Annotated in this window: 10 protein-coding genes; 5 read left to right on the forward strand and 5 right to left on the reverse strand. The window is 58.1% G+C overall.

From position 1 onward, the window contains the following. Nucleotides 1-27 precede the first annotated feature (27 nt). The 3 genes from FA94_RS30130 (at nt 28) to FA94_RS38305 (ending at nt 3023) form a co-directional block, all read left to right on the forward strand. A complete protein-coding gene (locus FA94_RS30130; protein WP_231585061.1) occupies nt 28-1044 on the forward strand; it encodes a GlxA family transcriptional regulator in 1017 nt (338 codons plus the stop codon). 568 nt (nt 1045-1612) lie between these two features. Continuing rightward, entirely contained in the window at nt 1613-2242 is a 630-nt protein-coding gene (locus FA94_RS30135) for a glutathione S-transferase family protein (protein WP_035558319.1), read from the forward strand. A 37-nt stretch (nt 2243-2279) separates the two neighbouring features. Then, entirely contained in the window at nt 2280-3023 is a 744-nt protein-coding gene (locus FA94_RS38305; RefSeq protein WP_231585062.1) for a TetR/AcrR family transcriptional regulator, read from the forward strand. Nucleotides 3024-3574: 551 nt separating this feature from the next. Here the strand turns inward: FA94_RS38305 and FA94_RS30145 are convergent. After that, the gene (locus tag FA94_RS30145; RefSeq protein ID WP_156126737.1) at nt 3575-4849 is read right to left on the reverse strand and encodes a hypothetical protein; all 1275 of its coding nucleotides are present in this window, start codon (nt 4847-4849) and stop codon (nt 3575-3577) included. A 563-nt stretch (nt 4850-5412) separates the two neighbouring features. Between FA94_RS30145 and FA94_RS30150 the strand changes: the two genes are divergently transcribed. Beyond that, nucleotides 5413-6414, forward strand: coding sequence for a LysR substrate-binding domain-containing protein (locus FA94_RS30150; RefSeq protein WP_051981370.1), 1002 nt, complete (start codon nt 5413-5415; stop codon nt 6412-6414). Between the two features lie 546 nt (nt 6415-6960). Here FA94_RS30150 and FA94_RS30155 read toward each other — a convergent pair. Then, nucleotides 6961-7605: an HD domain-containing protein gene (locus tag FA94_RS30155; protein ID WP_035558328.1), complete on the reverse strand. Its 645-nt coding sequence runs from the start codon at nt 7603-7605 to the stop codon at nt 6961-6963. A 160-nt stretch (nt 7606-7765) separates the two neighbouring features. Beyond that, the gene (locus FA94_RS30160; RefSeq protein ID WP_035563510.1) at nt 7766-9244 is read right to left on the reverse strand and encodes a catalase; all 1479 of its coding nucleotides are present in this window, start codon (nt 9242-9244) and stop codon (nt 7766-7768) included. A gap of 581 nt (nt 9245-9825) precedes the next feature. Here FA94_RS30160 and FA94_RS30165 point away from each other — a divergent pair. Beyond that, complete coding sequence (locus FA94_RS30165; RefSeq protein WP_035558330.1) at nt 9826-10587, forward strand: SDR family oxidoreductase; 762 nt, start codon at nt 9826-9828, stop codon at nt 10585-10587. Nucleotides 10588-10785: 198 nt separating this feature from the next. Here the strand turns inward: FA94_RS30165 and FA94_RS30170 are convergent, their stop codons facing one another. Both FA94_RS30170 and FA94_RS30175 read right to left on the reverse strand, forming a co-directional pair. Next, nucleotides 10786-13923 carry an efflux RND transporter permease subunit gene (locus FA94_RS30170; RefSeq protein ID WP_051980895.1) on the reverse strand — a complete coding sequence of 1046 codons (3138 nt, stop codon included), beginning with the start codon at nt 13921-13923 and terminating at the stop codon, nt 10786-10788. Beyond that, nucleotides 13920-15053 carry an efflux RND transporter periplasmic adaptor subunit gene (locus FA94_RS30175; protein ID WP_156126836.1) on the reverse strand — a complete coding sequence of 378 codons (1134 nt, stop codon included), beginning with the start codon at nt 15051-15053 and terminating at the stop codon, nt 13920-13922. The genes FA94_RS30170 and FA94_RS30175 overlap by 4 nt, the downstream gene beginning before the upstream one ends. Between the last annotated feature and the right edge of the window lie 46 nt (nt 15054-15099).

Below are 15099 nucleotides of genomic sequence, written 5' to 3' on the forward strand. Positions count from 1 at the left end.
GCTCCGTGACCTTGACGACCTGAACGCATGAACACAATGAAGCAGATCAAGATAGGCATGATTGTCTTTCCGGGCTTCCAGTTGCTGGATATCGCCGGGCCTAAGGACGCGTTCGCGGAAGTCAAGGTATTGAGCCAGGGTGAATGCCAATACGAAATGCTGACCGTGGGCACCACGCGCGGCAGCGTGCAATCGTCGAGCGGGCTGACGGTCGTGCCGGATCGTACGATCTTCGACCTGTGCCCGCACTTCGACACCGTGATCGTGCCCGGCGGCCTCGGCATATTCGACACCTTCGACGATCCGGCGCTCAGTGATTGGCTCAAGGAACAGTACAAACACGCCCGGCGCGTGTCCGCAATCTGCAACGGTCTGTTCGCGCTCGGCTCGGCCGGCCTGATCAACGACCGCGTGGTGACCACGCACTGGATGGATGTGCCGCGTCTGGCCGCGACGTTTCCGCGCGCCCGGATCGAGCCGGATCACGTGTATGTGAAAGACGGCAGCGTCTACACCACGGCAGGCGTGACCGCAGGGATCGATCTTTCGCTGGCGATGATCGAGGAAGACTTCGGCAGAAAAATGGCGCTGGACGTCGCCAAATATCTGATCGTGTATCTGCGAAGAGCAGGTGGCCAATCACAGTTCAGTCCGCTGCTCGAAACCCAGGCCGCGCCTGATTCGCAAATCGTGGTGATCCAGCAATACATGCTCGACAATCTTGCTGTCGAGCAGACGTTGGCGTCGCTCGCCGCGCGCGCTCATATGAGCGAGCGCAACTTGACCCGGCTGTTCATGAAGGAATGCGGCCTCAGTCCGGCATTGTTCCTGAACAACGCGCGTATCGACGCCGCAAGGCGCTATCTGGAGAGCACCGACCTTCCGTTGCGCGACATCGCCCGACGGTGTGGATTCGATGGTGCGGAGGGACTGCGACGCACTTTCCAAAGGCGGCTGCAGATCAATCCCGCTGACTATCGGAGTCGCTTCCGTTCAGCGGGTTCGCACGATCGTACAAAGAACGTTGCCGCCGAGGGGCGGTAGGCTTGGGTGGGCTACGCACTCCACCTGAGGCCGATGCCGATCGCCGCCTGAGTACGGCCCACTGCACGCAAACGCCGACAGGCGTCGAAACCGCGGCAGGTCAATGGCCGCTTCCTTGCCTGAAAGTCCCCCTGAACGTCCACACCGAATCTTCCCCGCGCCGCGGAGAGACGCAATCTGCACGATTGTGGAAACACCGCTCGCCGCCGCGTATAGCCAACTGGAACTGCACGCCACCGCTGATGCATTGACCGATGCTCTGCTCACTGCGGACGGATTGGTGCTGCGGCGTCACCGAAAGAGGCATAGTTTTCTGGCGGCACACTCTCAGCATCACCCGGGCACGCGCGCATTCGGCCGGCACTTTGGATTACAATAATAATCTTAAACAGTCCCGGCACAGATTGGCATCGGGCTTCATCTGATGAAATATGGCGAGTTTCATCGCATCTGTACGCGAGGATTGAGGTTATGTTCGAACGTTTAAAGTCTGACGTTTCTTGTTTTCGCAGGTGCGGCCGAAGCTGTCTTGTCGACGGAATATTCAAGGAGCGACGTTGGAGGCAACATGGCAATCGCGTATGAACTGCTCGGCGCGCCGACGGGAAACTGCCAGCGTGTCGCCGTGGCGCTGGAAGAGGCGGAAATACCTTACAAGGCCACCTTCGTTGATTTGTGGTCCGGCAGGCACCGCACCCGGGAACATCTCCGTTTGAATCCAGCCGGCAAGGTTCCCGTGCTCATAGAGCGCGACGACGCGGGCAACACCCGCGTGATATCCCAGTCGAACGCCATCCTGCTGCACGTTGCGCGGAAGGGGGCTGTACCGTTGCTGCCCAATCCGAATGAGCATTCGCATGCGATCGCACTCGAACGCTTCATGTATTTTGTCACCGATGTGATTGGGCCGAACTATGCGGGGCATGTCCTGAATGCGTGGCAGCAACCGCGTCAGGCGTCGTTGTTTCAACAAATGAGTCTGGAAGCATTTGAATTGGCCGAGTTTTACCTGGCAGACTCCCCATATCTCGCCGGTGAGCACTATTCCCTGGCTGATATTTGCGCTGCCACCGTTATCGCTCCAAGCGCCGGTGAGGTCGACTGGGAAAGGCTGGGCAACTTGAAGACCTGGTTTGACAGGGTGACGGCCCGGCCTGGATTTGTCAGGGGCATGCAGGCGTTTAGACGGGGCGCGTAGGCCCCAACGCTCTGAATCCGGGAGCCGTTCGTCGAGATTGAATCCGCTCGATATTAATCATTTTCGTCAGCAATCGATTTCCAGCTGCGATACCCGGCCAACCAAAGCGCTTCCAACCTCCCCTCTTTTCTTTACATACAAACAAGATTACGATAATGCTTTAGATTTCACCGCCTTCTCAACCGAGCGAAGAACCATGGGACACTCTCAAGCAGACAAGCTTGCAACGCATGAGCGTATTGTCAACGTTGCAGCCCAACGTTTCAGAGAGCTGGGGCTTGAGGGCATCAGCGTAGCTGACCTGATGACGGAGGCCGGCCTAACCGTTGGCGGCTTCTACAAGCATTTCGGCTCGCGCGACGAATTGGTCGTCGAAGCTCTAGCAGCTGCCCTGGTTGATTGGGATATCTGGGAGTCGACGGTTAAGACGAGCTTGCGCAAAGCAATTCGTTCATATCTCTCGGATGCCCATCGCGATAACGTCGCGACAAGTTGCGCCTTTGCAGCACTTGTGAACGATGTTAGTAGAAGCAGCGATGCGGCGCGAGACACGTTCGCTGGGCACCTTCAACGCATTTTTGATGCAACGGAAAAGGCGTTGCCGTCGGCCACGTCGGAAAACCGACGGAACAAATCAATCCTGCTGTTCAGCGCTTGCGTGGGCGCGCTTGCCTTGTCACGCTCGGTAGCAGATCCCAAGTTTTCCCAACAGATACTGGACAGTGTCGCCGACGAACTCGTCACGCTGTTTGCCCCCAGAAAAAGCCGCTCCCAAGGGTAGTGGCCAAGCCGGCGCAACAACATAACCTGCAGCCAACTGGGGGCCGACAGCGCCGAGACCCGCAGCGACGTCTTCAACATCGGCGATGACCTCGTCATGCCTCGACAACTCGACGGCGCCGTTCAGTGATTCCGTGTTGGGCACAAGGCCGATTTGCACGAATGTGCCTGAAATTTCGAGTTGTTTCGTGTCGCCCGACTGCACGTCCTTGTATGTAATTCCGTTAACCTTCTTGCCGTCACCCACCACTTCCATAATCTGAGCTTGCGTGATCACCAGCACATTCGCCAGGCTATGCAGCTTGCGTTGCAGTACCGCGTCACCGGGTTGAGCCGCAATGTATTGAGCAGATCGCACTTTGTGCTGAACTCACTATGCGTTTGTGCTAAACGGTTTGATCTTTCTATTAATGATAGACGTTCGGATTTCTTTCGGGACAATCGATGCGTATCGGAGCCCCAAACTCTGCCGGTCTCGCCTTCGATCCAAACTTATCGTCAGGCTTCGAAAAAAGCCGGCCCTTCAGGTCCACCGTTCGCCTGTTACGTCGCTTAGTGCACTGTTCTCGACGTCGCTGCAGGCTCGAGAAAGTGCTCGGTCGCTGAACGTAAGATCGCCTCGCGCGCGTCGATCGATTTGAGGGTGTGAGCACGTGAACGAGACCGTTTTAAAGGGTACATCTCCTCCAGCTTATCGACATCGAAAAGAGTAATTCCCAATATGGCAGGAAAATACCCGTCGACAATTGTCAGGCAATCCACGTCTTTCCACAGGCTTTGAAGTAATAAATCGGACAGTACGTCGACATCGCTTCCTGACGCTTCGTGCGCAATATTGCCCATCGACTGCGTTAAAAAAAATCGTGCAGAATGCGGGGCAGTCAATACCGCACTCGCTGAGCGCAGCAGCGCTTCACCGAACACCCGATCCTCCGATTCGGCAAGGCGCTTTTCCAGCCACCCATGAACCAGGCGAGCATAGTCAGGATGCTTGCGTGCAATAGCAGTCATGCCCAAAACAGCGTCGAAAGAACTGAGCGGTGTCCTCGAAGTTTCCAGAATGTCCAGATACCGCTCCAAAACGGGCGGCCCAAATGCCGAAGCCGCAATGGCGCCCTGGATCGCCGGCACGAAAGACCGCTCGCGGCACAGTCTAAGCGAAGGCGTCCATGAATACCAAGGCAGATCAAACGCCATGTCCTGGAGCCAGGTTCTATCCTTGCTGCTACACACGAGCATCATCAAGGCGCCGATCGCGTCTATCGTTCGCACGTAAAATTGCACCGAATGTTCTTGCGCGATATCCCGCTGCTTCACGCTCTTCTTCAGGCCAGCTCGATCCGCTTCGAGGCGCATCGACGCCAGCGTGATCCACCGATATGCGAGCGGCGCATAAAAATCTATCCAACGTGAAAGCTGACTGAAGGTAGATCGAGTTAGGCTGCCTGGCTCGCCCGTGACGTTGTGTATCCATTCTTGCGCAGTTTCGCGAGCACCTATCTCCCGGATTGCCTCGGCGATCGGGTCGATCTCACCTCTACTCAAGATTGATAGCGGTCGACACGGAGGCGCCAGTTCTTCCGGGTACAGGAGCGAGGTTTCTGCTACTCCCTTTTCATCAAGGAAGACGACCGGTCCCCGTGGATCGATCGCAATCACCCGAACCATCGCGCCATCCTCCCGGAGCACAAGCTCCGAGAACTGCATTGCCAAATCAGGTGACCTTTCCAACCCGATAGCCACTGACAGACGCTCCACCATCGAACCCACGATATCCTGCATTTCCCGCGAGTATTCCGCAATTCCTAATTTTGATCCTTCGATCATGCCTGGCGCCCCCCCGGCGATCACCGGCAAGCACCCGGATGATGCCGCCTCTATTCTGGCTCACAATCATACTCCTCTTATCAAAGAGACGACGGATGCGTAGTGCACGTTTTTAACCTGCAACCGGTCCTCGTCGATCCCTGGCGCAGAAGACCTTTAGACGCAAATCGGGCGGGCGTACCGCTCGAGCCGTCCCTCTTCCGTGCGGCAATCGCCACGACCTATGGTTTGGTCGACCGGGCCACAGGGCACAATCGAGATTCAGTTTTTCTGCGTTTCTAACTGCCTTATGCCGCCGGAACGAGATTGACATTTGCCGCGTCGGAACGCGGAGCAATGCGTCGTTTTTTAAAGCGCATCCTCTGATCAACGAAACGCACCCGAGAGCAAACGTGGATGTACCTTAGCTCTGGAAAAATTGGCGTCGTGGGTGACGAGCTTCCGAGAATTTCCTATAATCCTCAATTGAACTTGTCGGCTGCGAACTATTGCTGACGAACCGATCAGGTAATGCTTCGTAGCGCGAAATTCAAGGTGCTACGAGGTTGATGATGGTGAGAACCATGGACCGGCTACAAGCAATGCACGTATTCACACGCATCGTCGAGATGAACAGCTTTTCTCGCGCTGCCGACTCTCTAGACCTCCCTCCTGCGACCGTAAGCACGATTATCAAGAATCTGGAGTCGCATCTTCACGTTCGGCTCATGCAGCGGACAACAAGACGGCTCAACCTGACGCCGGAGGGCGCCCAGTATTACGAGCGTTGCGTACGAATTCTCGCCGAGGTCGAGGAAACTGAGGGAGCACTGGCCAATACTGGAAACGGACCACGCGGGAAGCTAAGAGTCGAAATGCCGCCATCGATCGGGCATCTCATCGTGATGCCCGAGATTTCTTCCTTCAAGAAGATGTATCCGGATATTTACCTCACGGTTGGCTTCGGCGATCGCCGCGTAGATCTGATACAAGAGGGTGTTGACTGCGCCATCCGCGTCGGCCCCCTGGAAGATTCGACCCTGGTAGCCCGACGCCTTGGAAATCTTCAGACTGTCACGGCGGCTAGCCCCGAATACATCGCTGAATTCGGAGAGCCAAAGTGCATCGATGACCTGCAACACCACACCGCGGTGCACTACTTTTCCAGCAGAACCGGCCGAGTTCTGGATTTTTGCTTCGAATACAACGACAAAACGACCGACGTCAACGTGAACGGAAGCTTGGCGGTCAACGACGCGGAAGCCTATGTCAGTTGCGGTGTCGACGGAGTCGGATTGATTCAACCGCCCAGGTTTATGATTCAGAACCACCTGGATTCAGGAAGATTAATCGAGGTGTTACCAAATTCCAGACCGCGGACGATGCCTGTTTCTGCGGTCTATCCGCACAATCGTCATCTCGCTGCGAAAGTTCGGGTCTTCGTAGAATGGATTGCGACGTTGTTTGATACCAGCCACCTGATGTCGTTGGAGCCGAAAGAATCAGGAAATGCGTACAGGAGCAACGCTTCATCAAATCCCAGTCACGATCGCACTCGCGCCGAAGCTCACGAAATCATCTTATGACAAAACAATGAGGAAGCATTCGACAAGATCTCACACAAATGCGTCGTCTCATCGCGCCAAGCCGCTGTTCGGCTCAGGCAACGCAGGATCACCCAGTCATTTCCATGTTTCCGCAACACATTTCATGCCGTGAAGGACTTCGGACAACGAGTCCCATTCATCGGGCCAGTCGCGGATTTATACGCGTCGGGGTTGTGTGATCCTCCAATCCTGTCAAATCCTTGACGCGGGCACGGCCTTAGGCCGTGCTTTTTTTGCAAATCATGCGGCACGGATCGCATCGGGCTTTCATAGCTCATGGCTCTTCACTGCACAGGCCTTCGCGACATGAAGTTCCAGTTTTTTCCAGGCGGTCAATGATGAATTCTCGATTTGAAGTGGGAACAGGTCGTCGACGAGCTAACGCCCAATCGACGAACCGCCATCTTTAGATCGAAAATCACCCCCGATCGCAGAGAGGGAAAAGTCGATTCCGGCCGTAACACAGAAGCCGCGGAAAATCGTCCGCCTTCCACGTGAATCCGGGCTAGTTCGGTACTTGCCCGTTTAGCAACAATCCCACGCCGAACCGCGAATCACGCTGCAAAAATTTCCCGGCCGGAACGACGGATCTTTATCCACGATAACGTCGGCTTTGACGTTCCCAAAAGTCGTCTCGGGCTTATGTTTGATTCCGTCGTAGAAAGCCTGGATGATGTCTTCCTTGAAATTTCCGCCACGCGGATGCTCACGCACTACCTGCTCCCGCTCGGCATCGCTGTACTGCGAATATGTCAATCCAAGCACGTCCATTTCCACACCGGCAGTCACGAGAGCAACGACCGGGTGCATGTGTTGAGGAATGCCCGGCGTGGTATGCAATGCAATCGCTGTCCATACAGTGTCGATGTCTTGCTGCGATATGCCATGTGTCTTCAGGAAATCGCGCGCGGCATTCGCCCCATCCACTTCGAATCGCTCGTCCCGGCTGCTGTGTTTGTGCGTCAGACCCATGTCATGGAACATGCAGCCGCAGTACAACAACTCCGGGTCGAACTTCAGGCCCTGCTGTTTTCCGGCCAATGCACCGAAGTAGTAGACGCGACTGGAATGGTGGAACAACAAAGGCGAAGCAGTGTCCCTTACCAGCTCGGTTATTTCGCGCGCTATCTTGCTGTCGGGAATTGAAATTCCGTCAACGTTGAAACTCATGGGTGATCTCCTGATAAGTGAACTGGCGTTGGTTGCGGCTGAAGCTCGAACCCCTGCGCCGTCCGCGCGTGGGTTCGAGCAAGCGGATAAGAGAGTGAACTCATCTCCCCACCGGCGTGGGAAGAAGCTTGAGATCCGACTATCAGCTATTCGGATCCGCTTAAAGCTCCGGCTCGGAACGGACGGCCGTTGTACCTGGTGCGTTGAGCGACTCCAGTGCCAGACGAACTCCCACCCCGTACGCAGCATCAGCTCGGGTGCAATGCTCGATATGCAACTCACGGATTGGCGTCGATACGCCGTGCATGGCCCGAGCCGTGTTCTCAAACAGAACCGTCTGTTGCTCGCGTGACATTAGACGGAACAGATCGCCCGGCTGCGAAAAGTAATCATCGTCGACCCTGTGATTCCAATGGTCGGCAGCACCCTCGATAGACAAAGGTGGCTCGCTAAAGTCAGGCTGGTCGAGCCATGCTCCCCGAGTGTTCGGGTTATACGAGGTGGTGCCGCCTTTGTTCCCGTCAACTCTCAAAACACCATCACGGTGGTAGCTGTTGTAGTGCGTCGCGGCACGCGGCGAGTTGACCGGGATCTGATGATGATTGACGGTGAGACGGTAGCGCTGCGCATCGCCATACGAGAACAGACGGCCTTGCAGCATCTTGTCGGGAGAGAAGCTGATGCCCGGGACAACGTTCGCCGGATTGAACGCCGCCTGCTCTACGTCTGCAAACCAGTTTTCAGCGTTCACGTTTAGCTCGAACTCTCCGACCTCTATCAGCGGGTAGTCCTTCTTTGACCAGACCTTCGTCAGATCGAAAGGATTCACCTTGCAATTCGCTGCTTCGTGTTCGGGCATGATCTGGAAGTACATCTTCCAACGCGGAAATTCCTTGCGTTCGATCGCCTCATACAGATCGCGATGATGTGTTTCGCGGTCGGAGCCGACTACTTCGACCGCCTCTGCGTCCGTCATATTTTCCACCCCCTGCTGGGTACGCATATGAAACTTGACCCAGAAGCGCTCGTTACTGGAATTGATCAGGCTAAACGTGTGGCTACCGTAACCGTGCATATGACGATACGTACGCGGAATCCCACGATCGCTCATCACGATGGTGACCTGATGGAATGACTCTGGAAGCTGCGTCCAAAAGTCCCAATTCCCCTCGGCACTGCGCAGACCCGTTCGCGGATCACGCTTAACCGCGTGGTTGAGGTCCGGAAATTTGAGCGGATCACGCAGGAAGAACACCGGGGTGTTATTCCCTACCAGATCCCAGTTCCCTTCCTCGGTATAAAACTTGAGGGCGAAGCCACGAATATCACGCTCGGCATCAGCGGCGCCACGTTCGCCCGCAACCGTCGAGAACCGGGCGAACATCTCGGTGCTCTTCCCAACCTCGGAGAAGATCTTTGCACGCGTATATTTTGTAACGTCGTGAGTCACGGTAAATTTTCCGAACGCACCCGAACCTTTCGCATGCATACGCCGTTCAGGTATCACTTCACGATCGAAGTGTGCGAGTTTCTCGAGAAACCAGACATCCTGAAGCAGAGCCGGTCCACGAGGCCCCGCGGTCATCGTGTTTTGATTGTCCGGCACCGGTGCGCCGAACGCAGTCGTCAGCTTGCTCATCAACATTCTCCTAGGGTTCAAGTTGGCGTGAACTATCGTTTCTCTGGGGGGATACGCTCATGGAACTACTTGATATGAGGGACGGGAAAGGTGATCGCGGAACCGCCGCCGTGCCTCAAAAAATCTCACGGGCACGCCGGAACACACATCGAACGGCCTTCAAACCGATCGCGAGGACCGAACGACTACGGCGCTATTGCATAGTCCAATCTTGCCGCAAATGGATGGTGGATGACATAGCAGGACGGCCCATGTTCCGGGACACCAAAAAATCCGTTCCGCGTAGAGATATTGGTCTTCGTGGGGAACGGATAACGTGATCACATCCGCTCGCGCGAGCTGCATGAGTATGAAAGATGGAGATCTGTCGGCACGGACAGCTCGGCGATCGGATGTCGGACCTCACAGTCGTGTGAAAGTAAAGACCACAGCGCTGCTCTCGAACTGACGACGTCAGCGCTCCGCCCTACGACGGATGGACACTGACATATGCACTTGTCGATGTCGGGACGCTCTGAACGCGAGACTGTCGCGTTCGGGCATTGGCTATCGAACGATGGAACCTAAATGGATTGGATGTTATGAAACTTACTGAAAACACAATCTTCATTACCGGCGCAACGTCTGGAATCGGTCGCGCGCTCGCCGAAGCTTTGCACCGCAAGGGCAATAAAGTCATCATTAGCGGACGCCGAAAAGCCCTGCTGGATGAAGTTGCTGCGGCAAACCCCGGGATCGACACCGTTCAGATGGACGTCACAGACCCCGCTCAAATCGCCGACGTGGCGAAAGACCTGATCAAAAAGTTTCCGTCCCTCAACGTCGTTATCAACAACGCCGGGATCATGCCGCTGGACGATGTAACGGGACCGCTAAACGACGCCGAGTCGATTCACCTGATCAACACAAACCTGCTTGGACCGGCTCGCATAAGCGGCGCGTTTGTCGAACACCTGAAGAAGCAGCCCGAGGCTTACATCATCAACACCAGTTCGGCGTTGGCCTACATTCCGTTCTCCGTTGCGGCACTGTATTCAGCAACAAAGGCGGCGATTCATTCTTACTCGCTTTCCCAGCGTTTTGCATTGCGTGACACGTCGGTACGGGTACTTGAGATCGCACCACCATGGGTTGATACGGATCTGGTCTTCAAGAGCGGAGACCCACGTGCAATGCCGCTTGAGGTGTTCATCGAAGAAACGATGGCGCTGCTGGAAGATGCGACTACTGAAGTCACGGTAGGCACTGGCAAGCAACTCAGAGATGCCGCTGGTCCCAACGAACATGGCTTTGTGAATCATCTGAACCAGATGATTGCCGATAGTCCTTTGCCGACCGCCTGACGCACGCCGGAAGAAACATCGGCAGGCGAACAGCTGCAACAACCTGCTCTGTCGCCTGCTTCACCTGAAATGCGTCTGTCGCCTTTCGTGTTCCACGTTGTTTGCGCCGCACTTTGATTTCGCGTGCGCTCACGCTCAATGAGACCGGGGCCGCACGAACAGCATTCGTGCGGCCCCGGCGTTCATGCTCCCGCCAGATCAGGCATGGCTACCGTCCGGCAGCGCCGGCGGCGGTTCCTGCGGATGCGGCTCGATCACATGCGTGCCCGCCGGCGGTTCATCGTTCGGCGGCTTCACTTTGAACCAGATCGCGTAGAGAGCAGGCAGGAACACCAGTGTGAGCACCGTGCCCACCGCTGTCCCGCCGATCAGCGTGTACGCCATCGACCCCCAGAACACCGACGTGGTCAGCGGGATGAACGCCAGCACCGCCGCCATCGCCGTCAGCAACACCGGCCGTGCACGCTGCACCGTCGCCTCCACCACTGCGTGATACGGGTCCATCTTCTCGTCGTGCACGTTGTTGCGGATCTGCTCGATCAGGATCAGCGTGTTGCGCATCAGGATCCCCGCCAGACCAATCAGGCCCAGAATCGCGTTGAAGCCGAACGGCTGGTGGAACAGCAGCAGCGTCGCCACGGTCCCGATGATGCCCAGCGGACCGGTCAGGAACACCATCGCCATCGTCGGGAACGAGCGAGTCTGCACGATCAGCACCAGCAGGATCAGCATCAGCATCACCGGGAAAATCGGCGCGAGCGCCGCATTCGCCTTGCCCGCCTCCTCGATGTTGCCGCCCATCTCGATCTTGTAGCCCGGCGGCAGTCCCGCGATGATCGGACCGAGTTGCTTCTCCACTTCCATCGACACCTGCGGCGGCTGCATCGTCTCATCGATGTCGCCACGCACCGTAATCGTCGACAGTCGATCACGGCGATGCAGGATCGGCTCCTCCGGACGCATTTCGATGTGACCGATCTGACTAATCGGCACCACCCGCCCATCGTGATTCACCAGGTTCATACCCGACATCTTCGACGGGTCCAGACGCGTGTCGCCGCCGCTACGTGCAACAAGCTCCACCGTCCGGATGTCCTCGCGCACCTGCGTGACCGGAATACCCGTGAGCAGAAACTGGATCTGCTGCGAGGCATCCTCCGAACTCAGCCCAATCTGTCGCAGCCGGTCCTGGTCGAGCACGAAGTGCAGCGTCGGCACCCGTTCCGCCCAGTCCTGGTTCACCTGGCGCATGTGCTTGTTCGCCTGCATCACCGCGAACACCCGTTGTGCGATCGCCCGAACTTGCGTCTGGTCCGGGCCCATCACGCGAAACTCTACCGGGAAGCGCGTATAGGGGCCAAACACCAGTTGCGTCACCCGCACCCGGGCCTCCGGCGCCAGACCATCGGCCACCGCCTGACGCATGCGCAGCTTCAGTTGCTCTCGCGTTTTGGCATCGGGCGTGAGCACGATGATCTTCGCGAACGACGGGTCCGGAAGCTCCGGGTTGTACGCGAGGAAGAAGCGTGGCGCGCCCTGTCCGATGTAGCTGGTGACGACTTTCGCCTCCGGCTGCTTCTTGAGCCACTGTTCAACCTCGACCGTTGCCTTGCGCGTCGCCTCGATGCTCGTACCTTCGGGCATCTGCACTTCGACCAGCACTTCGGGACGGTCCGACTCCGGGAAGAACTGCTGCTTCACCGCACCCATGCCCAGGATAGCCAGTACGAACAGCACCACCACCGTACCCGCCACCCAGAACTTGTGGTCCACACCGGCGCGGACCAGTCGCCGCATGCGCTCGTACATCGGCGTGTGATAGATCGAGTCGTAACCGTGCGCGAGCGGCTTGATATCCGGCAGCAGCTTCACCCCCAGATAGGGCGTGAAGGTCTGCGCACCGAGCCACGACGTGAGCAGCGCGAACGCCACGATCCAGAAGATGTTGCCCGCGTACTCACCGGCGGTGGAGCGCGCGAAGCCCACCGGCGTGAAGCCGATCACGATGGTCAGCGTGCCGGCGAGCATCGCGGGCGCCACGTGGTTCCATGAGTAGGTCGCCGCCCGTATCCGGTCGTAACCCTCCTCCATCTTCACCACCATCATCTCGATGGTGATGATGGCGTCGTCCACCAGCAACCCCAGCGCAATGATCAGCGCCCCGAGCGTAATCCGGTCGAAGATGCGCCCCGTCACACTCATGATCACGAACACCACGGCGAGCGTAAGCGGCACGGCTGCGGCCACCACGATCCCCACGCGCCAGCCCAGACTCACGATGCTCACGAGCATCACCACGCCCAGCGCGACGAAGAACTTCAGCATGAACTCGTCGACCGCATCCGCGATGTTCACGGCCTGGTCGGTGATCTTGCTGAACTTGTAGCCGACCGGCAGCGACGCCGAGATCTTCGTCTGCTCCTGCTGCAGCGACTTACCCAGTTCAAGACCGTTCCAGCCATCCTGCATCACCACGCCCAGCGCGAGCGACGGTACGCCGTTGTGACGGATCAGGAACGTCGCCGGATCCTCGTAGCCGCGCGAAACCTCCGCGATGTCCGAGAGTTTGAGCGTGCGTCCCTTTGCGACGATCGGCGTATCGCGGATCTTCTGCAGGTCGTTGAGTGCGCCGTCGAGACGCGCGTACACCTGCGGACCGTTGGTGTCGATCGACCCAGCCGGGGTCACCGCGTTCTCCTTCTGCAGCGCGGCGAACACATCCGCCGGATTCACCCCCAGGTTGGCCAGGCGCGCATACGAGAAATTCACGAAGATACGCTCGGGACGCTCGCCCAGAATCGTCACCTTCTTGACGCCCGGCACCTTCAGCATGTCCTGGCGGATGTTCTCGGCTTCGCGCGTCAGCAGTCGCGGCGGCAGGCCCGGCGCTTCGAGCGCGTACAGCGCGAAGGTCACGTCGGAGTATTCGTCGTTCACGAAGGGGCCCAGCACGCCCTGCGGCAGCTTCGCGCTCTCGTCGTGGAGCTTCTTGCGCGCCTGGTAGAACTGCTCCGGCACGTCCTTGGGCGGCGTCGTGTCCTTCAGCGTGAGTTGCATCAGCGCGAGGCCCGGCCGCGTGATCGTTTCGACCCGGTCGTACCAGTCCAGCTCCTGCATGCGTTTCTCGAGCGGCTCGGCCACCAGGTCCTGCATCTCCTGCGCAGTCGCACCCGGCCACACTGCCGTCACCGTCAGCACCTTCACCGTGAACGCCGGGTCCTCGGCCCGTCCGAGCTTCAGGAACGTCAGCACCCCGGTCAGAACCAGCGCAATGATCAGGAATAGCGTGACGGCCCGCTCCCGCACCGCTACCGCGGAGAGATTAAAGCCGCTCATTTTGTGTCCCCTTGCGCGCCGGGACTGCCGCTTACGTCAGCACTTCCTTCCGTCCACTGTTGCGTAGCAACCCGGACCTGCTCGCCATCGGTCAACTGATGGGCGCCGAGAGCCACGACCTTCTGGCCAGCAGAAAGACCCGAAGCCACCGTGGCGGTCTCGGAACCGGCAGAGCGAACCTGGACGGGGCGATATGTCAAATGCCCATCGCTTCCGATCAACCATACGCCCGGGCCTTTTCCGCGGTCCAGAATTGCGCCTAACGGGACAACCATTTCGTTCGCGTTGTCAGCTCGCTGCAAGCTAACGGTTACTGTCGCGCCGAAGGGCGCGTCCGCGGCAGCTCCGCTGAGGACATAGCGAGCGGCATAAGTTCGCGTGAGCGGGTCGGCCGCGTGAGACAACTCTCGCAGCTTCGCGGGGAAGCCCCCCGTGCCGTCGCCGCCGTACAGCGACGCCGTCGCGCCAGAACCGAGCTCCGGACGGACCATTTCAGGCAACGTAACAAGCGCCTCGCGCGGACCGTCCTGAGCCAGTACGAGCACCGTCTGGCCTGCGTTGACGACCTGCCCTGCATCCGCGTTCCGGCTAAGCACGACGCCGTCGACGTCAGCCCTGAGGATCGCGTACTCGTCTGCATTACGAGCAAGCCCGGACTGCGCCTGCGCCGCCGCGAGTTGCGCCTTTGCGCTGCGTGCCGCTTCAACTGCCAGATCGTAGTCCTGCGCAGAGACCGCACCCTGCTGCACCAGACCTTGCAGTCGCGCGAGATCGGCGTCGGCCTTGGCTGAGCGTGCATGCGCCGCGTCGACTGCGCCCTGCTGGGCGGTAACTCCCAGTACGAGATCGTTCGGGTCGAGCCGCATCAATGGATCGCCTCGATGCACGTGCTGACCGACGTCGACATAACGACGGATGATCTTGCCACCGACCCGAAATCCAAGGTCGCTCTCCACCCTGGCGGCAATGACACCGGTAAAGCTACGATCGGAAGTTCCCGCAGGCCTCACCGTAAAAGACTCTACGAGCGGCGGCCCGGTACGCGGATCGGCGGGGTGCGACTGGCTGCAGCCTGCAAGTACCCCGACAACGCCAAGTGTCGCAGCCCGGCGCAAAACGTACATGTGCATGATGGCGCTCCATCCAAGAATGAGATAAAGCGACATTTTGTTGTCG

The organism is Burkholderia sp. 9120, from assembly GCF_000745015.1.
Classification (GTDB): Bacteria; Pseudomonadota; Gammaproteobacteria; order Burkholderiales; family Burkholderiaceae; genus Paraburkholderia.

Excerpts from the sequence above, each read along its gene's own strand:
- FA94_RS30155 (WP_035558328.1), bottom strand. The coding sequence starts at position 7,605 with ATGAGTTTCAACGTTGACGGAATTTCAATTCCCGACAGCAAGATAGCG.
- FA94_RS30170 (WP_051980895.1), bottom strand. The coding sequence starts at position 13,923 with ATGAGCGGCTTTAATCTCTCCGCGGTAGCGGTGCGGGAGCGGGCCGTC.
- FA94_RS30150 (WP_051981370.1), top strand. The coding sequence starts at position 5,413 with ATGGACCGGCTACAAGCAATGCACGTATTCACACGCATCGTCGAGATG.
- FA94_RS30145 (WP_156126737.1), bottom strand. The coding sequence starts at position 4,849 with ATGATCGAAGGATCAAAATTAGGAATTGCGGAATACTCGCGGGAAATG.
- FA94_RS30165 (WP_035558330.1), top strand. The coding sequence starts at position 9,826 with ATGAAACTTACTGAAAACACAATCTTCATTACCGGCGCAACGTCTGGA.
- FA94_RS30130 (WP_231585061.1), top strand. The coding sequence starts at position 28 with ATGAACACAATGAAGCAGATCAAGATAGGCATGATTGTCTTTCCGGGC.
- FA94_RS30135 (WP_035558319.1), top strand. The coding sequence starts at position 1,613 with ATGGCAATCGCGTATGAACTGCTCGGCGCGCCGACGGGAAACTGCCAG.
- FA94_RS30175 (WP_156126836.1), bottom strand. The coding sequence starts at position 15,053 with ATGCACATGTACGTTTTGCGCCGGGCTGCGACACTTGGCGTTGTCGGG.
- FA94_RS30160 (WP_035563510.1), bottom strand. The coding sequence starts at position 9,244 with ATGAGCAAGCTGACGACTGCGTTCGGCGCACCGGTGCCGGACAATCAA.